Annotated in this window: 14 protein-coding genes and 2 pseudogenes; 9 read left to right on the forward strand and 7 right to left on the reverse strand. The window is 59.1% G+C overall.

The genetic code is table 11. The features are described 5' to 3' along the window. The first annotated feature begins 20 nt into the window (after window positions 1-20). On the forward strand, window positions 21-668 hold the full coding sequence (locus ACD578_RS27450; RefSeq protein WP_404295140.1) for an RNA-guided endonuclease InsQ/TnpB family protein: 648 nt from the start codon (window positions 21-23) through the stop codon (window positions 666-668). 12 nt (window positions 669-680) lie between these two features. Here ACD578_RS27450 and ACD578_RS27455 read toward each other — a convergent pair whose 3' ends face one another. Next, the gene (locus ACD578_RS27455; RefSeq protein ID WP_404295468.1) at window positions 681-890 is read right to left on the reverse strand and encodes a cold-shock protein; all 210 of its coding nucleotides are present in this window, start codon (window positions 888-890) and stop codon (window positions 681-683) included. Between the two features lie 1,177 nt (window positions 891-2,067). On the opposite strand from ACD578_RS27455, the gene ACD578_RS27460 reads away from it, so the two are divergent. After that, window positions 2,068-3,342: an IS701 family transposase gene (locus tag ACD578_RS27460; RefSeq protein WP_404294387.1), complete on the forward strand. Its 1,275-nt coding sequence runs from the start codon at window positions 2,068-2,070 to the stop codon at window positions 3,340-3,342. A gap of 97 nt (window positions 3,343-3,439) precedes the next feature. Here the strand turns inward: ACD578_RS27460 and ACD578_RS27465 are convergent, their stop codons facing one another. The 3 genes from ACD578_RS27465 to ACD578_RS27475 all read right to left on the reverse strand — a co-directional run bounded on the left by ACD578_RS27465 (window position 3,440) and on the right by ACD578_RS27475 (window position 6,429). After that, entirely contained in the window at window positions 3,440-4,270 is an 831-nt protein-coding gene (locus ACD578_RS27465; protein WP_404295143.1) for an IS5 family transposase, read from the reverse strand. A gap of 442 nt (window positions 4,271-4,712) precedes the next feature. Next, window positions 4,713-5,603 (reverse strand): LysR family transcriptional regulator, encoded by an 891-nt coding sequence (locus ACD578_RS27470; protein ID WP_404295145.1) that lies wholly within the window; start codon window positions 5,601-5,603, stop codon window positions 4,713-4,715. A gap of 472 nt (window positions 5,604-6,075) precedes the next feature. Next, window positions 6,076-6,429: a hypothetical protein gene (locus ACD578_RS27475; RefSeq protein ID WP_404295147.1), complete on the reverse strand. Its 354-nt coding sequence runs from the start codon at window positions 6,427-6,429 to the stop codon at window positions 6,076-6,078. A gap of 773 nt (window positions 6,430-7,202) precedes the next feature. Here ACD578_RS27475 and ACD578_RS27480 point away from each other — a divergent pair. Further along, entirely contained in the window at window positions 7,203-7,430 is a 228-nt protein-coding gene (locus tag ACD578_RS27480; RefSeq protein WP_404295149.1) for a DUF6894 family protein, read from the forward strand. 735 nt (window positions 7,431-8,165) lie between these two features. Here ACD578_RS27480 and ACD578_RS27485 read toward each other — a convergent pair. Then, a complete protein-coding gene (locus ACD578_RS27485; protein ID WP_404295151.1) occupies window positions 8,166-8,414 on the reverse strand; it encodes a hypothetical protein in 249 nt (82 codons plus the stop codon). Between the two features lie 1,658 nt (window positions 8,415-10,072). Here ACD578_RS27485 and ACD578_RS27490 point away from each other — a divergent pair. From ACD578_RS27490 to ACD578_RS27500, 3 genes and pseudogenes are all read left to right on the forward strand, one after another. Next, window positions 10,073-10,419: pseudogene (locus tag ACD578_RS27490) on the forward strand (integration host factor subunit alpha). Continuing rightward, window positions 10,416-13,679 (forward strand): hypothetical protein, encoded by a 3,264-nt coding sequence (locus ACD578_RS27495; protein ID WP_404295154.1) that lies wholly within the window; start codon window positions 10,416-10,418, stop codon window positions 13,677-13,679. The pseudogene ACD578_RS27490 and the gene ACD578_RS27495 overlap by 4 nt, the downstream one beginning before the upstream one ends. Window positions 13,680-13,906: 227 nt before the next feature. Further along, entirely contained in the window at window positions 13,907-15,175 is a 1,269-nt protein-coding gene (locus ACD578_RS27500; protein ID WP_404295157.1) for an IS256 family transposase, read from the forward strand. Between the two features lie 317 nt (window positions 15,176-15,492). On the opposite strand, the gene ACD578_RS27505 is transcribed toward ACD578_RS27500, so the two are convergent. Continuing rightward, the gene (locus tag ACD578_RS27505; RefSeq protein WP_404294262.1) at window positions 15,493-16,848 is read right to left on the reverse strand and encodes an IS1380 family transposase; all 1,356 of its coding nucleotides are present in this window, start codon (window positions 16,846-16,848) and stop codon (window positions 15,493-15,495) included. 799 nt (window positions 16,849-17,647) lie between these two features. Here ACD578_RS27505 and ACD578_RS27510 point away from each other — a divergent pair. The 3 genes and pseudogenes from ACD578_RS27510 to ACD578_RS27520 form a co-directional block, all read left to right on the forward strand. Then, window positions 17,648-18,913, forward strand: a complete 1,266-nt coding sequence (locus ACD578_RS27510; RefSeq protein WP_404295160.1) for a M10 family metallopeptidase — start codon at window positions 17,648-17,650, stop codon at window positions 18,911-18,913. Between the two features lie 60 nt (window positions 18,914-18,973). Next, complete coding sequence (locus tag ACD578_RS27515; RefSeq protein ID WP_404295163.1) at window positions 18,974-19,576, forward strand: hypothetical protein; 603 nt, start codon at window positions 18,974-18,976, stop codon at window positions 19,574-19,576. Between the two features lie 314 nt (window positions 19,577-19,890). Next, window positions 19,891-20,118, forward strand: a pseudogene (locus ACD578_RS27520) (transposase); the annotation flags it as partial. 249 nt (window positions 20,119-20,367) lie between these two features. Here ACD578_RS27520 and ACD578_RS27525 read toward each other — a convergent pair. Then, the gene (locus ACD578_RS27525; RefSeq protein WP_404295165.1) at window positions 20,368-20,559 is read right to left on the reverse strand and encodes a hypothetical protein; all 192 of its coding nucleotides are present in this window, start codon (window positions 20,557-20,559) and stop codon (window positions 20,368-20,370) included. Window positions 20,560-20,685 lie beyond the last annotated feature (126 nt).

Genomic DNA, 20,685 nt, shown 5'->3' on the forward strand with positions numbered 1-20,685 from the left:
GCGAGATCCAGGGTCGGTTCGTGTCCGGCAATTTCTCCCAGGATGCGCGGGGCCGCTGGTCCTGCAACATCGTCTGCGAGATCGAACGCCAGACGACGAACCGGACCCACGTCGTTGGCATCGACCTCGGGCATAAGACGGCGGCCCAGTGCTCCGACGGACCGGAGTTACCTCAAGCCCAGTTCTACCGTGATCTGGAGGCAAAACTCGCCGAGGCACAGCGGCGGGACCGCACGCGCCAGGTCCAGACGATCCACGCCAAGATCGCCAACCGCAAAAAGGACGCGCTTCATAAGTTCTCCCGGGCGGTGGTCAACCGCTCCGGTGCCGTCTTTGTCGGCAACATCTCGTCCACCTGGCAGATCGCATCGGGCGCCGCGAAGGCGACGCACGATGTGAGCTGGTCCATGCTGCGCAACCTCCTGGAGTACAAGAGCGATCACGCCGGAGTTGCCTTTGCCCAGGTGAATGAGGCCTTTACAACGCAAGCCTGTTCTGAGTGCTTCGCGCTCAGCGGTCCACACGGTCGAGAGGGTCTTGCGGTCAGGCAATGGGTGTGTAGCGACTGTGGTGCGGTTCACGACCGCGATCAGAACGCTGCCCTGAACATTGCCCGTCTCGGGTGCGAGACGCTGGGTCTGAAGGGACCTGGAAGCCTCGGCCTTTAGGACGAGGAGGCATCACGCCGTCTTCAAATCCACGGCCGATTCTTTGCCGGTGCGGCGATCCGCCTGAACCTCATAGGAGATCTTCTGGCCTTCTGCGAGACCAGGCAGGCCGGAGCGTTCGACCGCACTGATATGCACGAACACGTCCTTGCCGCCAGTATCCGGTTGAATAAAGCCATAACCCTTCTGCTCGTTGAACCACTTCACCGTCCCTGTAGCCATGAAAATCTTTCCTTTGTTGTGCAGAACTGTGAGAGTCCACATGCAAGACCCCCTGTCGCTTTCGCATCAGGCGGTGCAGCGCCTGATATCAGGTGCACTCTAAATGCTCAGCAAATGCGATCAAGTCAGCCTGTTTCGAAACTGAGAAGCTGCAGACGTCCAGGGGATCCTCGCGACGATCACGGGACAATTCAAGACCCGTGTGGAAGCCCAGGGCTGGATCAGTTGCTCGCGATCACCTGAGTGCGCCCACAGCTGAAGTTCCTTCCGAGGCGGTTGCGATGGATATCGAACTGTGCTTTGCCAGCCCACGACACGTTGGTCACCAAAACAAGTGACTCGCATTCAGCACCGACCATGAGACAGCGAACAGATGCCCTACCGTCTTATCCAACTGGCTCCAGGCAGCTACGATCTTCTGCTGCATGGCGAGATTATTGGAAGCATTGTGCGGAGTGGCTCGCGCGCCGACCAGGTCACGTGGACCGCAGAGCTTCTGAACGATCCCGCACCTGGGCCATGGCCCCCGCCGTTTAACCAGGTTGAGCATACGTTCAAGTCGCTCGAGGAGGTGTGCGTCTGGCTGGGGGACCCCGAAATCAAGCCGTTACGCCGGACTGAATAGGTGTTTTGAGCAGCCAATGCCCGCTGTCGCACAAGCAGGAGTCTCGTACCTTGGGCTCTCACGGGCCCAGCTCTGTGCTGGAGTCACCAGAAATTCTGAGGACACCTGAAGTCATGCGATCTAAGGGTAACAGAGAAAGCCTCTGCACTTCCTTGAAGATTGCTAAGATTCCAGGACCAAGTTCCATCAAAAATGTTCAGCGTCTTATGCGATTGATTGATCGAGATTGCTGAATCCTCTGCCATTCGACAAGCAGCGCAATGTCACGATGCCGTCATCGGGCGGCTTCAGGTGAGCCCTGTGGCCGCTTGGATCGAGTGACGAGGACAGGCATGGATGCATTGCTGTCCTTATCTCTCACTCAGCCTGCTCGGACCCGCCGCTCAGCGACCGCTCACAGTCGAGCCTTAGCACTCCCGCCGCGCATCTTGCGCGATATCGTGCCTGGCAATGCAGGTGTCGGGCAACTCATGGTCAGAGAGGGTCTTAGCACTACAGTTGCACCTTCTGAAGATGGGCTCATAATCTGCTGATCTGACCCAGGAGGCTGCCATGACGGGTGTGCCCATCGAGCAGATGCTCGAGCTCTGGTGTGTGGAGTTGCGTCAGGTCAAAGCGGATCTCCAATCCTTGTTTGCTCATCCGAGTGTTGGCGCCTCAGCGGCTGCTTTCCTCGACGGATTGTTGGGGCCGGAGCGGCGCAAGACCGGCTGGATGCGGGCGGAAGCCGCAGGAGACTCGGGCCCCTGGCGTCAGCAGGCGGTGCTCGGGCGCAGCCACTGGGACGCGGATGCCCTGCGGGACATGGTGCGCGACTATGCTCTTGAGACGCTCGCCGCGCCCGGGGCCGTGCTGGTGATCGACGAGACCGGCTTTCTCAAGCAGGGTCAGCACTCGTGTGGCGTCGGTCGGCAGTACACCGGATCAGCGGGCAAGATTACCAGCTGCCAGATTGGCGTATTTGCCGCTTATGTCTCGGACAAGGGCTGCGCCTTCATCGACCGCCAGCTGTATCTGCCGCAGGACTGGACGAACAAGCCGGAGCGTCGGACCGCCGCTCATGTGCCCGACAACCTCCACTTCGTCACCAAGCCGCAGATCGCCACACAGATGATCGAGCGCGCGATTGCCGCCGGTGTGCCGTTCGACTGGGTGGCCACCGACACGGTCTATGGTGTCGGTAAAGTGGAGATGCAGCTGCGCCGGGCCGGCAAGGGCTATGTGCTGGGCGCGCATGCCACCGATCAGTTCTCGTCCTGGATCGACAAACCCGAAGTGGCCGGCACGGCCGAGAAGATTGCGCAGGCTCTTGCGCCCGAGGCTTGGACGCGCCTGTCGGCGGGCGACGGCACCAAGGGAGCGCGCCTGTACGACTGGGCTTATCTCGAACTCGCTGATCTTGAGGCGGAGGAGTACAACGAGGATCTCACCGGCCTGTGGACCCGTGGCCTGCTGATCCGACGCAGCCTCAGTGATGAGGACCTGGCGTTCTTCTCGACCTGGTGTCCGGCCGGCACGCCGATCGAGATCCTGGTGCGGGTCGAGGGGCAGCGTTGGACGATTGAGGACGCGTTTGAGACCGCCAAGACGGAGTCGGGCCTGACGCATAACGAAACCCGCTCGTGGCAGGGCTGGCACCGGCATGTGTCCCTGGTGATGCTGGCGTTTGCCATGATGGCGGTGGTGCGCGAGCGCGCCAACACGCTCACGTCACCCCAAAAAAGAAACGACGAAGCCAAGCTGCAGCGCTGGTACGCTGGTCTGTCCAGGAAATCCGCCGCGTGGCCACACGCCTCCAGCAACACCAGATCGAGCCTGCCCTCGTGATCGCCTGGTCCGCGTGGCGCCGCGCGCATCAGGCGATGGCGCAGGCCTCTCATCGCAAACGAAAGGTGCAACTGTAGTGTTAGAGGCTGGTGAGCAATTATCTTTCTTTTCGCGTGAGACGCCGCAGCAGGATGCGGCTCATCGCGAGATAGAGCAGCATCTCGCCGGTCTCGATCAAACGTTCATAGTCTTTCGCGAGCCGGCGGTTGGTGGTCAACCAGGCGATCGTTCGTTCAACAACCCACCTTCGCGCGAGCACCTGAAACCCGCTCGGGCGTGGTGGCGGCTCCGCGTCAGCCCGCATCCAGGTTCCGCCGCTCCACCCATGCTGCGGGATGGACAATCGCCAGCCCAGGGCCTTCTGAAGCCAATCCTTCAGCCCTCGATAAGCCGTGTCGGCCCACATCAGCTCAATGGCCGGAAACAGATGCTGCAGCCCCTCCAGCAGGAGTTCGGCTCCGGCACGATCATGGATGTCGGCTGGATGCACCTTGTTCTTCAGCAGATTGCCTTGCGTATCAACGAGAAGATGGCGCTTGCGGCCCTTGATCTTCTTGCCGCCATCATAGCCGCGCGGCCCACCCATCTCGGTGGTCTTGACCGACTGGCTGTCGATGATCGCCGCACTCGGTTGAGGAGACCGGCCGATCGCACGGCGGTAGCTCTCCCGCAGAGCCTGGTTCACCTGCTCCCAGGTGCCATCCTCGCGCCACTGCGCGTAGTGGTAGAAGACGGTGCAGCGCGGAGGATACTCGTGCGGCAGCAACCGCCATTGGACTCCGGTGCGCAGCAGATAGAAGATCGCATCAACGATGCGTCGGAGCGGGTAGGTCTGCCGCCGCCCGGCCGGATGGCTGCGGGGAACGAGGGGCTCGAGCAGCGCCCACTCGGCATCATTGAGGTCGCTGGCGTAAGAACAGACATCCATGGCGGGGCTCCTCAAGGGTCAAACAGCCCGCATCCGCCTCACCGATTCCAGTGAAATCTATTCTGAATCAATCAGTTGAAGCGAGCAATAAAATTGCTCACCAGCCTCTAATTGCCGTTCCATTTCTCGAGATCACAACCAATGGCGGAGACGTAGAAGAATAAATGACAGAAACAGCCTCAACAATCGCATTGAACAAACCCACTGTATGGCCAATGGGGGTACGCCCGAGTTCGGCTTTCAGTCTATGGCTTCCACTCGTGGGATCCTGAGTGGCAGCAAAATAGTGCATATAATGTGCAGACAGCAGGCGAAATACACTCGCTATCTACAACCGTCACTGGCCGAGCAATTCGACCAGCCCGCCGCGTGGACGCCTGCCAGATTTCGTTCCATCTTTGCGGTCCTAACCAGGTTTGTAACACAGCCCCAGAGGTAATACTCAGTAAGCCCAACTCCTTGCCTTCATGACCAGAAAATCGCGGAATACCTGCAGGCGTGCCACAGAGCGCATTTCCTCCGGGTACACGAGATAGGTGTCTAAATAGGGCCAATCGAGATCTCGAAGGATCCGCACGATACCCGGTGCTCCCTCCATCGCGTACGCCGACGCCATGCCAACGCCGGCCCCTGTCTGGAGGGCGTTCTTCAATGCCATGCTGTCATTGACCACCAGATGTGGCTCACGGGCGTTATTGGCGTCACGCTCTAATGAGATGAGTTGATGCATGTCCAGGATGTAATCCGGTTGATTGCCCCCCAGGCAGACGATCCGGTGACGGTCGAGGTCCTCTATGCTTTTTGGCTCCCCCGCCCGTTCAAGATAGGAGCGTGAGGCGTAGGGATAGTATTGAACCGTGAAAAGCCGTCGCTGGAGCAGATCAGCCTGGATCGGCTGCCGTAGCCGGATGGCGATATCGGCTTCCCGCATGGCGAGGTCGAGTTCATCATTGGTCAAGATGAGCTCGATCTGAATCTCGGGATATAGATCCAGAAACTCGGAGATCCGTCCGGCGAGCCAAGTCCCACCAAGGCCCACCGTCGCCGTCACCTTAAGGTGTCCGCTTGGGCTTTCTTTGGTGTCCGTCAGGTGCGCGTGCGTTGCCTCAAAGCGCTTCCAGACGTCACGAGCACTGCGAAATAAAACATCACCGTGCTCGGTCAGAATCAGACCCCGGGCGTGACGATGAAACAGCGTCACCTTCAGATCGCGTTCGAGGGCAGCAATCATGCGGCTAATCGATGACTGGTTCAGTCCGAGTTTCACGCCGGCACGGGTAAAGTTACCAGCCTGAGCCACTTCATAGAACAGCCGAACTTTCTCCCAGTCCACAGCAGATCCCCTTCGGCACTTTCCTAACGTCTAGATGAGGCGGCGCCAAGCTGTAATTCCTACACTGAGCGCTAGATCGGAGTGGTCATACCGAGACCCACCTTTATGTGGGAAGCCAAGGGACAGGTCCTTGCGCGAACTTGGATTCTAAAGACCGGACTTCGCATTCGTATGACAGGCATTACTTCCATTCTTGGAGCTGCTGCATTGAAAGCGCAGATTGCACAGTAGCGTTGCGGCTGCAGTTCATGCTGCCATATGGCTCTTCGACCTTCAGGTACTATCGTTCGCAGGCGCTGTCCGCAAGGATTTGGTAATAGCCGCCGTGCTCGGCCTCAGAGAGCCAGTTGATGTCGAAGGTCGCCGCGGTGAGTTACTGCCGCGCCCTTACGCCTCCCGCACCCCAAATGGTCGCGGACTTTTGGGAGCCGTCCCGGAAAGCTTAGGTACAGCCCGCCTACCTCGGCCACTTTCAAGCCAACTCGCTGAAGGACCAAATGACCCGGAGCCCACTCCCTTCAGTTCCTTCTGATGCCTGTCCCCTGAAGGTATCCTGCGGCTTGAGACTGCTCATTTCGAAAGCGGTCACCCGTTCAACTCGCTGCAAGGATGCGAGATATTCATCCACATACAGGGATCCTTCCGCGGCTTTGCTCTCCCGCAACGTGTTGCGCCAGCGCTTGAGGAGCTTCTCGTGATTGGCAAGGAACCCGGACAAGCGTGACTCACCATTAAGCACCCGAATGGTGACCTTCCAGAATGTCAGTGGAACGAAAACGCCCTGATCATCGAGATCGTCACAGCTTGGATCGTCCTGGCCGAACACAGGACCCTAGCGGGCCGATCAAGCATGACGGACCACTACGGCGAACAACCTCTTCTCTTTGTAGGGAGGGCACAGACAAAACTGGGAAGACGGCTCGCTCATGCGCCCCTCGGCGGAACTGCATGGCGCGAGTTGGGGCTTTCCGCCCATCACGAACAGGACTGCCCAAGAACAATCGAGCCGAGCACTCCCATCAGGTGGTGCGACCACGGGAACGGAAGTTTCAGGGCGTCAAGTCTGCTAGATCAACTCGACGCTTCTTCATTATGCACTGGATCAGCCGTGGCACGCCACTCTGGCCAATCCCGAGTCCTGGTTTCTGTGCAATGAGCGTCCCTGCGTGCCAAGGTCTCCAGCTCCGTCGGTTTGAGCCAGCCCTCGCGCTCTCACGCCGGCTTATGTTGCCTTCCGCACACAAGGCGAACCTCGGCGCCTGGAAGCCGCAATCTCATCGGTTCAATCACTGGCCTATGCGGGTCCCCTGCCAACGCTCCACGAGCGGCCTCGCAATCGACCGCGCATGGCTCAGAGCCAATGTGGATCACTACTCATCCGTTGCGACGGACTTGCAGCATCTCCTCCTTGCCATCTCTCCCGGCGCGCCCTTGCGCTACCCCTTCCATCATCGAATCTGATTGAGGCGCTGGGTGAATAACCGGCAAGAATAAGACCTCACCTTGCGTACATGCGGAAAATCGGGAATGTAGCCTACGGCCTGCCGTCCTGATCAGGCTCGACATTCGATGTCAACATTTCGGTGGGGCTGTGGCGCTATGCGATGCTTTTTTCACCTGGTAAGCACGCACGACCAGATCTTGGACGACACCGGACTCGAGGTCATGGACCTGGACGCAATGCATCAGCAAATTGCGCGGGCGATCCATGAACACCGCCAAGACGATCATCACAATGAGGAGGATTGGCGTGACTGGCAGCTCGATGTGGTCGATGAATCTGGAAACCTACTCGTCTCAATGCCGCTTGGCATGCCGTTAGCCTGAGACGGATCTACGCGGGGCGGGACGGCGGTCGTCCATCGCTACGTGGCTTAGAGGAGCGGAGACCCAGCCGCGCCAGGACAGCCTTGGTATATGCTGCAACCTGTTCGGCTTGTGTGGCCTCCCCTGAGACCTGAGCTCTACTTCCTCCTTTGTCCTTCTTGCCATCGGTCATTGCCCGTCGTCTCTGCATACTGGTGGAAAGTATTGTCAGGTATCGAACTGACGATACACCATCAGCCCACCTGCACTAACTTGGCAACGGAAAAGCTGTAGTTTCCGCATAGTCCAAGAGTAGTAGCGGCTGTCGCGTGTCTGGTCCTACTCAGGCTCTTGCGTAGAGCGGCTTCGGCCTCCGGCCAGAATTCGCGTCGAGGCAGAACCTCTCGACCCGCACTTGCCACTCCGGCAGGTAACGTCGGCAGTACATTCCCAGGAGTGATAAGTGTCGGCCGCATCGCGTTCGGCTCGTCAGGTAGAGCCCGCGCTGGTGGTGGAAATGAGTGAGGATTGTGCCCGAATCGGACGGTCCGGCCACACCCCTTGATCTTGGGGAAGCGCCGAGCCTGGGCGCTGCCAAAAAGTGAGCTGCTCCGTCTCAATGCGCGCTCATTCTACTGGTCAGTAGGAGCAAAAAGAAGTAGCACCCATGTGTAGGCGATCGCGCACTCTGCCATCTGTCGGGAAAGTAACATTTCTGAACATACTCTACCCGGCCTTGGACATCTCCAGGACGGCTCAGGCCTCCGTCTTGATCCGCCATTCCTCAGACAAGGTGCTGGCGAGCTCGCCAGTGAAGGGGTGCTGCCAGCGATTACCCCCTGTGTTGAGGAAGAGGTAAGCAACGATTACTGCGCCAACGATAATGAGAGCGACAGTGGCAATCAGAATGGGCCAGCCAATTCGGGTTTCACGAGCCAAGCGCTCATTCACCTCTTGGCGCTTCTGATCTAGTGCCTCATCCGTCTCGTTGTGCCCGTAGATCATTTCTACCCCGTTAGAGATGGCGTGCACCGATAAGCCACGACAGGTGCACTCTTGTTCCCAATTTACGACAGTCGCAGGCAGCGTAGCCAGAATCCTAAGTGTGGGATTCGTGCGCAGTGCGTCATGCCGAGGATATAGAATTATGCCGCCATCCTTGACTCAAAAGCGTCATTGAACGCTGGTACTCCGTTCCCGCGGCCGAGACCGCAGACACTTCAATCGACTTGGCCCCTCACATTGCACTTGCGTGAGGGGCTTTTTCATTGGTGCCAGCTTGCAGAAGCGAAGCGCGAGATGGGCGCGGTTTCAGATCTGGCCGGGTATGCCAGGGCGTAGATCACGCGCCTCGACGATCTCTTGCCCAATAATTGTCCAAGTGGCTTTATCTGCTCCCAAGTGCCAGGTAAAACCTCATCAACCCCCTTGATCGCTGCTACTTGGTCCGCTAGCCCGAGATAGCAAGTCGCCGTTGAGCGGCCGGCCATTGCCCGTCTCGGATGCGAGATGCTTGGTACGAAGGAATCGGGAAGCCGCGGCCTTTAGGCTGCGGAAGCGTCACGATCCGGTTCGTCGGGCATTGAGTTGACCAACTCCCCAAAGGCAACAAGATCCATTCCCGCTGCCTTGAGCATCTTGGCCAGGGTCTTTGTTAAGGGCCAACTCTCCCGACTAGCAGGGCTTATGCGCTTCGGCTTGTTAAAGGTAGTGGGATCCAGGGCTGCCTTTCTCGCGAGGCCTGAGATGGATAGCCCGGATTGCTCTGCCACTAGATCGGTGGTTTGCCACAGCTTCTTATGAGTGAACATTGCTCTCATCCAAACGCAGAACCCGATGAATAGCGAAACTGGCCAATCGTAGGTTCCGTAAGCTATTCAAGGCCGAGGCAGACACAGGTATGCTTGTACAATGTCCCTCCTGAGAGAAGCAGCAACAATTTTCCTCATCGTGCGATCCTCCCTGAAGTCCGGCGATGCAGCTGATTGGACGCAAGGCACCGTCATCGCCCCACCGATCAGTCATGGTCTATTCCATGCGGCAAGATTCGACTTCCATTCTTACGAGGAGCGTCGACATCATTGCTGCGAACGGTCTCCAGATGACGAACAGAAGGTCCCATTTCTCCGAGAGTTTCTAACGCGGTCATGACTCTGCGTTCAAGGGTTAGATGTTCTATATTCATCCTTTGATAGAGATGGTTTTTGCCGTCCCAAGATCATAGACAGTTGGTTTGTCCTTTTTGGTTGATTGCAGCCGCCGAAGGGACGAGCTATTCGTGACAGAGTCCGATGGAGAACACTCGCACGGCCGGTGAACGAAAGCAGGCGGGAAGAGCATGTGGCTGACCTTCCGAAGATGTCGTTCCACCTGGGAGCAAGAGTCGAGAGACTACGTAGATGAGGAAGATCGTGCAGACGAAACAGCGCACCGGCTGTCTGTGTCTTCCTGGCCACAGGATAAGTCTGCTTTGAAAAATAAAATTTCGTAATCGATTACATTGAAGACGGGGGATTTCAAACTCGAGCGCGGGACGGTAAGGAGATTGCGCGTCCCGCATCCCCCTTGCCCATATGCGGTGTCGCGCCTCTGACAAGGCTGTTCCTCCCAAACTTGGGCTGCTGGCAACAGCAGTCCTTATTTCTTCGAGTGAGGCTGTCGAAATGGCCGGCAAGAGTATCACGCGCGCGGAGCTCACTGAGGCCGTGTACCAACGTGTTTCCGTGACTGAAGACTACGCGTCAGATCTGATTGATCAGGTTCTGGAGACGATCTGCGCTACGCTCGAACAAGGCGAGACCGTAAAGCTGTCGTCGTTCGGGGCCTTCAACGTGCGCCAGACGGCTAACGCATCGGCCGCAATCCCAAGACCAATTTGGAAGCGGCCATTGAACTCCGTCCGTCCATTACGTTCAGCGCCTCGCCCCATCTCAAGACCCGCATGAACCAAGGTTCCTCGACCCCAATCCTGCTCGTCTCACAAGTTCTTGAGAACGGTGGAACAGTATGAAGAAGGGATCAACACCGGAACGGGAGATGAGCCCGTCAAGCATTGCTCTCTTCGGCAGCCCGATCGGCTTCGGGGTCGTCGCGTTGCACCAAATTTACCAATCCGTCACCAACGCCTTGCCGCAAAATTCCTACACCCATGTCTTTACCGAGTTGATCGTAGAAACCTTGGGAGCAGTTGGAAAATCTGACTTGCCGGTTAGGGGGAGAAACTTGCCTTTATCTGACCTTCCGAGCAAACTCGTACCGCCCGAAGCCTATGGCTTAGTCCAGCGGCATCGGCTCTTCGAGAAGATCCGGCAGGCGGCGCCACGCAGCCTTGTCTGGATCGTCGCTCCTCCGGGGGCCGGGAAATCCTGCACGGCCGCGACTTGGTTGCACTCGGAGTTCGCCCAGGCGCACCCCAGCCGTGGGATCTGGTACCGTTTGGACGAAACGGATGCCGACCCCGCTCTCTTCTTCCAGATTTTGAAGCGTGCGGTAGCCCATCTGCCAGATGCTCCTGTCGGGGAGCTCCCGGCTCTCACTCCCGGGGCCCTTCCAGCGCTCAAAGACTTTACAGAGACTTGGTTCGAGGTGCTGCTACGTGATGAGAATCGCGGCCCTTACCTCTTCGTCTTTGACGATATCCACCGTCTTCCCCCGGACGCCGCTACGCTCAGTATTCTGCCCATTCTGGCGGGATGCCTTCGTACTGGCGATCAAGTGCTCTGCCTATCGCGGCAGGGCCCACCCGATAACGTTGTGGCAAGGCTGCCAAAGTCGCGCCTTATCCAGATTTCAGACCTTCAGGTTCAAGCCAACGAGTTCGAAGACTTCAAACGCGATCTCGGACACGCCGAGGAGCTAACCCGCAGCACCTTCATGAGTCAGCTGCGGCAGTCCGGCCACTGGATCGCCGACATGTTCGTAGCGCCAGCGTCCCAGCTATCCCTGCGGCAGCTGGCGCGGCATCCTCCCTCCGGCTTGGACGAGCTCTTCGCCGACTATAGCACTACAGAGCGCATAGCTCTCCTGGCAACAGGCTTCTTACAAGTGGGGCATGAGGGGGAATGGCAGGCGCTCGGTGGCCATGAGGCAGTCGCCATGATGACACGATTGGCTGAGGAAAGCAGCCTCGTTTCGCGGCTCGTGAGCGGCGCGGTGCGCAAACACGATCTGTTCCACGACTGGCTTAAAGCTGTTGCCGAGGCGACTCTGACCGCAGCAGACCTGAAGATGGCCCGCTTGCACGCAGGACGGCTTCTGGTTGCCCGAGATGAGCTTCTGACAGGCGCCAGGCTGCTTCTCGAAGCAGATGCGCAGGATGAGGTACGAAGCTTGGTGCTCGACCAAGCTGTGAGCCTCCGCAGTGCAGGCCAGAGCCGTGTGGTCCTTCAGCTCATAGCAATGCTGCCGGACCAGACGCAGAACGAGCCGAAAATTTGGATCTTGAGGGCTTATGCGCGATTGCCGTTTGAGCCCGGCGTAGCAAGAACGGTGTTCGCTGAACTCTGGCGCAGTCTCGATCCTAGGACTGATCCGGTTCTGTACGCCGATGCCGTATACGGCGAAGTGAGAGCTGCCCTGGCGGATTGGTCGATCGACTCTCGTCTAATGTTGCTGGTCGTTGAAACCGGGGCGAGCCTTGATCTCATGCAGAACGCGCTGGAGCCGGCGCGTCAGCAACTGATCGTCGCGCGCGGTTTGGCGATGCTCTACGGGGAACCGACTCACTCCGGCGTGCCCGACGCACAAAACGAATTGGAACGGATTCTACCGCTCCTGCCTCCAATCTTGCAGCTTCCAACGGGCAGTGTGCTGGCGTACTACTTCCTGTCGTGGCGCGGCTGTCTCGATGCCAGCCGGTTTCACGTGAATGCTCTCAGGCCCCTCATTGAGAGTTCCGATACTCCCCTGCTTGGCAGCCTCAACTGGTATTTTGCGGCTGCGGCTGTGGCTTTCCGGGAAGGGGACGGCGAGACCCTCTACCGCCTTGTTGAGGAGGCCAAGGCCTTTGCCCAGACCTGGGGCATCAGCCATCGGCTGTCGATGATCTATTGGATGTTCAGTCAGGCTCTTGCCGCCGAGGGCAATCACGCGGATGCGGCCCAGGTTCTTCAGCAGTACGAGAGGACCGTCAGGCAAAGCGGTCGCATCGGCTACTCCGGTCCACACACGTTGAGGGCTGCTCTTGCCCTTAGTGCCGGCGATCATGACGGAGCGATTTCGCACGCCCAAATGGCGCTGGACACCGCAATTTGGTCCGACTCTCCTCAAGGAATTGGGGATCAGATGTTGCTTCTGGCGATGGCGCTGGCCGCCACCGGACGTGATGCCGCGCGCCATGCCATAGACGATCTGCGCGATCTCGCCCTGCAGATGCGCAACGCGGTGTTCGTCCTACATGCCGATCTCGCGGAAGCCTTTTTTGCGTATGCCCAAGGCCGCATGGCAGACTTTGTACGGCATTGGGAGCATATGGCGCAGCACGCCTGTGATCTGAAGTTCCGCCGGATAACGGGTATGAACCTTTCATATCTGAGCCGGCTTGCGAACGAAGCGCTTGCTCTGGGAGCTGATACTCGGATCATACGCTCTCTTGTCAATCTCTGGCGCTTGAGACCACCAAGTGATGATCAGGTTCATGAACTATGGCCTTATACGGTCGAGATTGATTGCCTCGGCGGCTTTGGGATCAGCATCAACGGAAATAGGCTAAGAGCCGGACCAGGCAAGGCTCAGCGCAAACCGCTTGAGCTGCTCTGGACCTTGATCATTGCTCATGATCGTGGGATCGCACAGGACCTGTTGGCCGATCGGCTCTGGCCGGATCTCGATGGCGACCGCGCTATGCACACCTTGCGCACAACCGTGTACCGACTGCGCAAGCTCCTCGGCCCCGAGATGATCGTACAGGAAGACGATCACGTTCGGCTGAACCTGGATCATGTCGCGACCGACTTTGGCCGCCTCAAGGAAGCCCTGTCGCGACTGCACGACGCGCAGCTGACCGAAAAAGAGCGGATGAACGCTCTGGATCAAGCCGTGCGCCTCTACAGGGGGGCACTCTTGCCAGGTGTTGCCATCGAAGCTGTCGCGGTGGAGAGGGCTCGACTTGAGGCGCTTTTAATCACTGATGCCATTGGTTTCCTGATGACGCTCGATCCGGCGAGGCCAGCGACGGCTTTGCGGGCGCATCGCATCCAGGCGCTGTTTCCCCATGTGCGTTTCCCGAGAGTGATTGCGCATCTGTGGTCAAGCGAGGCGTCAGAGAAGTAAACAGCCCCTCAGGAATGAGGCGGGCGCCCGCTGCTGCTGTCTCAGCGGGCCGATCACGTAAACGATCCCAGCCGTTTGAGGCTGAGCAGCAGGACCGCCCATCGAGCCAGTGCGGAAGCGGCTGAATCCGGAGCTATGGCGGAAACTGGGTGATGACGGTGTGAGAAGGGCGGCGTATCGAGGCGGGTGTCGAGCCTGCCAGAACCTCTTCGAGAGAGCGATACGCCATGAACAGTACTACCAATGTTTTGCACCTGCGTCAGCCCGATACGATTGACGATCCCCTGACCGATATTCTGCGAGCCGGCGCGCGCAAGCTTCTGGCCCAGGCCATCGAGATTGAGGCTGAGGCTTATCTTGCCAGCATGCGCGAGCTGAAGCTGCCGGATGGCCGCGAGCGCCTGGTTCGGCACGGCCATGGCCCCGAGCGCGTGATCCAGACCGGCATCGGTCCGGTGGAGGTCAGCCGGGTCAAGATCCGCGACCGCGGCGCCACGGACGATGCCGACCGCATCCGCTTTACCTCGGCGATCCTGCCGAAATGGGCCCGGCGGGCAAAGAGCTTGGATGCGCTGCTGCCGGTCCTGTATCTGCGCGGGCTCTCGACCGGCGACTTCCAGGAGGCATTGGCTGCCTTGCTGGGCAAAGACGCGCCCAACCTGTCGCCTTCGGCCATCACCCGACTGACGGGCGAATGGCAGGCCGAGTACGAGCGCTGGCAGGCGCGCGACCTGTCAGCCCGCCGCTACGTCTACGTGTGGGCCGACGGCGTCTACCTCCAGGCCCGGATGGAGGATCAGGCCGAATGCATCCTGGTGCTGATCGGTGCCACGCCGGAAGGCAAGAAGGAACTGGTCGGCTTCCAGGCCGGCGTGCGCGAGAGCGCCCAGAGCTGGAGAGAACTGCTTGTCGAGATCAAGCGAAGGGGCCTGACCGTCCCGCCCCGGATTGCGGTTGGAGATGGGGCTCTCGGCTTCTGGAAGGCGCTCGACGAACTCTTCCCCGGCACGCATCATCAGCGCTGCTGGCTGCACAAGACCGCCAACGTGCTCAACAAGGTGCCGAAATCCGTGCAGCCCGGCATGAAGGCGGCCCTGCGGGAGATTTATCTCGCGCCCACACGAGCCCAGGCCGAGGTCGCTATCGATCTGTTCGCCGAGGCCTATCAGGCGCGCTACCCCAAGGCCGTAGAGTGTGTGCGCAAGGACCAGCGGGCGCTGCTGGCCTTCTACGACTGGCCCGCCGAGCACTGGATCCATCTGCGCACGACGAACCCGATCGAGAGTGTGTTTGCCACCGTGCGGCATCGTACGGTGCGCACAAAAGGCTCGCTGTCGCCAACGACCGCTCGCCTGATGGTGTTCAAGCTCGTGATGGCAGCCGCGAAAAGCTGGCGCCGGCTGATGGGCGAAAACCAGTTGCCGAAGGTGATCGCTGGTGTCAGGTTTAAGGACGGCAGCGAGGTCATTCCGATGCCGACAAACAGCGCCGCCTGATCGGCCCCGTCACCTAAATTCCGTCATAGCTCCTGAATCCGTCGATGACGCCACACGGGAATATGTGGCAATGCCCCGGTACCTTGATCTTGGACAGTGTGTCGCCTAAGGGGTGACGACGTCAATCACGTGTCGCGGCACGCCGAACTTTTGCTGAACAATTAGCCCACCCTATTCATGAGACATGTTGATGTCTTCCGTTCTGGACTGCGATCGCAGGGGCTCGTTGCGTCTGTTTCATCGCGATGAGGTCTGGAACATGGGGAACGCGTTGGCAGGAAATGGATGGGCTGATGGGGCGATCGTGGCCCCGCCGTTCATGGCGACGCCGTCCGCGGCCGAGGGGCGAGAGCCCAAACAAGACGGCCGAAGAGGTCGGCTTCGGGGCAGCAGGACGCGTAGGCCAAGCGGATGCGGCTCGCCGTTTCCTGCACCCGCACGGCGATCTTGAGCAGGCGAAGCCGTAGGGTCGCGAACTCGGCTTTGGCGAGATCGCGCGCAGCCGGGATGGCCTCCCGCACCGCCAGCATCAGCCAGTAGGCGGCCGTGTGCAGCACGAGCCGAACCTGGTTGGCCACCGCCCGGCGGCACGAGGTCCGGTCGGAAGCAAGTTGCGCTTTGTGGAACTTGATCCAGTTCTCCGCCTGGCCGCGGGCACAATACAGGCTCTCGTAGACCACCCGTGGGCTGGTTCCCCTGAGGTTGGTGACGACAAAGCGGATGTCGAGGCCCAGGCGGGTGGCCTCGATGCGGGCGACCACCCGGCGCTCGCACGTCCAGCTCCTGGCTTGGTGCTTCGTCTCGGCAAAGCCACGAACAACCTCGCAGTCTTCCACCGCCCTTTGAGTGCGCACCGCATCCGCCACGTCCTGAACTTTGGCGGTGAGCGGCTTCGTGCCAGCCAGCCCGAACAGATAGCTGAGGCCGTTCTGCTCGCAGAAGTCCATGACTTCGGGACGGGCATAGTGACTGTCACCCCGGATGGTGATGCGTGTCGTCGGCCAACGGGTGCGGATGCGCCGCACCAGCCGGCGCAGATGAGCCCGCACCTCCAGGCCCGAAGGTGTTTTGCCGGGCCGCAGCACGATGGCAACAGGACGGCCGGTGGCGCTGTCGTAGACATGGATCGGCAGAAAGCAGCGCTCGTCATAGTGGGCGTTGAACAGCGAGAGCTGCTGGTGCCCATGCACCACGTCGCAGGTGTCGTCGACGTCCAGCACGACCCCATCCGGCACGGTGGCATAGCTTTCCATCCACTGATCCACCAGAGCATAGGTCAACCGGATGGCATCGCGGATCGTCGGAGCGTTCTCCAGGCGCGAGAGGGTCGGCTGCGAGGCGAGGTCGGCTCCGCTCTCCGGCAAGTGCCCGCAGGCGAGCTTGAACGCCGGATCGGAGCGCAGCGGGCCGAAGTCGTTGCAGTCCTCATAGCCGCACGCGATGGCGAAGATGCGGGCGCGGATCATGTCTGGGATCACGTGCGTCACGCGGCCTGGATCTCGGCGATCGGGGATGAAGCGCGCCAGCCGCTCGGCGATTCCAAGCCGGCGCTCGGCCTGGGCCAGGAGCATGACGCCGCCGTCCGACGACAAGCGCCCGCCGTCGAAAGCAGCGGTGATCTTCTTGCGGGACACGGCTGGAAACGGGAACGTCGCAGTTGTATCGTCCTGCATGGCGGGTGTGGCAGCCTTGAAGGGGTGGCAGGGGTTAGTCTCAGCAACCAAATCCTACGCTGCTTCAAGTGCTTAAGCTACACCCGCCAGCCTTCTCCAGCCACCTCGTGCATAAGAGCGGTTAGACGTCTGCGTTTATTGCCACAAGCCTAAAAGCGACAAGGGATTATCTCCTGCGCTACAGGCAAGCTTCACGCTCACCCCTTGCTTCTGTTGCGTCACAGGGCGCATCGCCCGCCGGCGCTCTAGTCGCGACTGGATGACACGTCATTGCCACTTCGCTGAGAGCAAGGTGACGCAACGTGCTCGATGAATTTTGGTAGCTTCAGGATAGCGTCGAGCAGTCTAATGCAATCACAACCCGCTATTCCAGGCCCATAAGGGACTGCCGGCTTCTATCTCATGCGAAGACCAGCACTTCCAGATCTGGACCTTCCTGTCACGTAGTTGCATCCGGAGCAATCAAGCAAGGTCCCGGATGATGGAATGAGGTGTTCGAAGAAGAAAGCTTGCTTTCAGAGTAATACTAAGTTTCTGACTACCTAGTCCGGTTCTGTACGAGCTAATTCATAGTAACATTTAAAAATGCGCCGCTTGGAGCGGATACTTCGCAAGCATTGTCATGCGAGGGGCGCCCATGCTCGGCTTGGTACCTGTGCCACGGACAAACAATCAAGACACAGATGGGCTCCTGACAGATGTCCGGTGGGACACACTCAACTTAGATTATAGTTTTCCGTCGCAGCCATCCTTCTACGGGGACAATTACGGCATAGGGGAGCCTCAGAACAACTTTCGAGTGCTTAATGCTGCTCAGGTCGCGACGGTGCACAAGATCCTCGACATGGTTTCATCGGTGGCAAATCTGACCTTCACTGAAGTCCAAGAGACCGCGGCGATCCACGCAACCATGCGTTTCGGAATGACAGACGCTTACGGGACTGCCTGGGCCTATCCTCTCGATGGCACCCAAAAGAGCGGCGACATATGGTTCAGCAACTCAGCTGGGCTGTATGACACACCGGATCTCGCGGATTATGCCTTCTTCGCGTTCTTGCATGAAGTTCTGCATGCCCTTGGCCTGAAACACGGACATGAGGCGGATGGGTTTGGAGCCATGAGCGCTGGCCGGGACTCGATGGAATACTCGGTAATGACTTATCGGTCATATGTTGGCGCGGGCGTTCAGCATTTCGAGAACGAGGCTGGCGGATACGCCCAATCTCTCATGACGTACGACATCGCGGCCCTGCAGCACATGTACGGCGCGAATTACTCCGCCAACAGCGGAAATACGGTCTATCGCTGGGATAAGACGACGGGCCAAGCCTTCGTCAACGGTATCGGGCAGGGCACGCCAAGCGACAACCGGGTCTTCGAGGCGGTCTGGGATGGGGGTGGCATTGATACCTACAACCTCTCCAACCACACCTCCAATTTAACCGTGGACCTGCGCCCAGGCGGCTGGTCCACGATTTCTTATGACCAACTCGCCTACCTGGGGCACTTCCGCTTCGCCTGCGGCAACATCGCGAATGCATTTTTATATGGCGGCGACCTGAGATCATTAATCGAGAATGCAACAGGTGGATCGGGCGACGATCGGTTGTCCGGCAACGTCGCGCCCAACGTTCTCTCAGGGCGGGCCGGAGCCGACCGTCTCAACGGTCGTGAGGGTGCCGATACCCTGATAGGAGGAGCTGGGAACGACGTTCTGACGGGGGGCGAAGGCGCTGACACCTTTCTGTTCGACACGCAACTGGAGGGGAAGGCGAATTTCGACAGGATCACTGACTTCAATGTTAAGGATGATATCATCGCGCTCGACAACGCCGTTCTCAAGCCGTTTGGTAAAGGCATTACGTCCCATCCCAGGAAGCTTCCGAAGGACTTCTTCACCATCGGCGATCACGCCAAGGATGCCAATGATTCAGTCATCTATGATCGAAAGAAGATGACACTTTCCTACGATGCCGACGGCTGGGGCCCAGCGGCGCCCGTCCTGCTGGCCGAACTCTCCCGTCAAGTGAAAAAAATGACGGCAGACGATTTCTGGGTCGTTTAGAGCGCCTGTCGAGACCCTTGGCGGCGACACATCCTTCCGGTCATCGATGGCGACCTCCTCATGCTCCGGATCATGTTCCCCGATGGCAGCACGGCGACGATGACAGCCGGCAGGGACGGCAAGAGCGTCAGCGTGGCTCCCGATGACAGGGAAATTACCGAGAGGCTGTCGTCTATCTTTCATTGGAGCACCGACAGGGTGGGCGAACCGGGCTATCCGTTCACCAGCCTCAGCCAGATGATCTATGGAATGGAGACACTGGCCCGCTCCGCGATGAGTGTGGAACAGTTCATTGAGGGGCTGCGGGAAGTGCTGGAGGTGGCCGATAAGCATCCGGCGCCCGAGGTCGGCGTCAGAACTCCATCACTCACCGTCGTAGACCTGAGCCCGAGTGGCAACGGGTGGTTTGTCGATGCCCGCTTTCAGAGCGGAGAGCGCTTCAAGCTCGCCATCAACAAGGCCAGCATCGGCTGGGTCGCAGACCCCCGGGAACCCACGCGCGATAAAGAGGTCATGAAGCTCCTCTCAGGAGTGAAGGGTGCCCGGGTCTCGTCGGATGAAGACCTTGCGCTGCTCGCAATGGAGGTAGCGCATTATTCGTCCGACATCGCCGGGTGGCTCCACGGATTGCACTCCGCCATCTCCGAGAAGTTGAAGCCCTAGAGGGAAGCTCCCTTTTGCCGCATGCCGGGAAGAAGTCTGTTCAATCAAAGAAGCAACGGCGTAACCTGACCAAAGGCGCGAGCAAGGAGCTCGGCCTGCCGTCTCAAGTGATCCAGGAGGTCATCGACGAGTTCGTGACGAAGCGGAAGACGGTCGGGCGCCCGATACTCCGCTGGCGCGTCAGCCGCGATCCTCGCAGATCGCTCAGCTGGGTTCCGTTCACCAACCAGGATGTTGCGATCAGCGGTTTGATCGCGATGTTCCGCAGCCGCGCGATCCGCGCTGTGGCGGAGTTCAATACGGGCATTCAAGTCCCGCAAAGCCCATGGCAGCATGGCACCAACGAGAACACCAACGGACTGCTGCATCAGTACTTCCCGAAAGGCACTGATCTGAGTACCCACAGTGCCGGGGAGATCGCTGCCGTGGCAGCCACCCTCAACTCAAGGCCGAGAACGGCGCTGGGCTGGAATATTCCTGCAGAAGCGCTTGACGAGTGGCTGCGGGAGGCCAACGGAATCCGTGTCGCGACGACCGCTTGAATTCGCCCAATATTGCTCAACCGCATATCAGGAGGAATTAAAGAAACGTGGCGTTCAGATCTCGACGTCAAGAAAAGGGAACTGCTCCGACTGTGAGATTGTTAGAACCACTCGGAGGGACTACCTTCCAGATTAATTTGAGGAATTATGTGCAGCGCCGGATTATGCGGACTCCGCAGCGACGATCGCTTGCCAGCTGCGGTTTTTGGGAAGCAATCACTCCACATAATTCGCCAATCGGCCGTTTGACTACAGAATCGCCAGCAGCTTGTCAGGAGCCCGAAAGCGGCTTGGTCTGAGCGACGGCGGCACCATTGCGGCAAGCGCCTCAAGCTTTTCGGTCGGATCGGCTCGCAGATAGATCTCCGCGCTCTGTAGAGTGGCGTGACCAAGCCAGGGCGACACTTTGCGAACATCGCGTGTCGCCTGCAGGGTGTGCATGGCGCAGATATGGCGCACAAAATGCTGAGTGAAGATTTGTCAGCGATGGAAGACAGTCTCTGCGCCGCGGTGACTACAGGCTTAGCCCATTTTATGCATGAGGCGGATGAGGAGGGTTGGCGAGTG

This window comes from Microvirga sp. RSM25, from assembly GCF_044784385.1.
GTDB classification, from domain to species: Bacteria; Pseudomonadota; Alphaproteobacteria; order Rhizobiales; family Beijerinckiaceae; genus Microvirga; species Microvirga tunisiensis.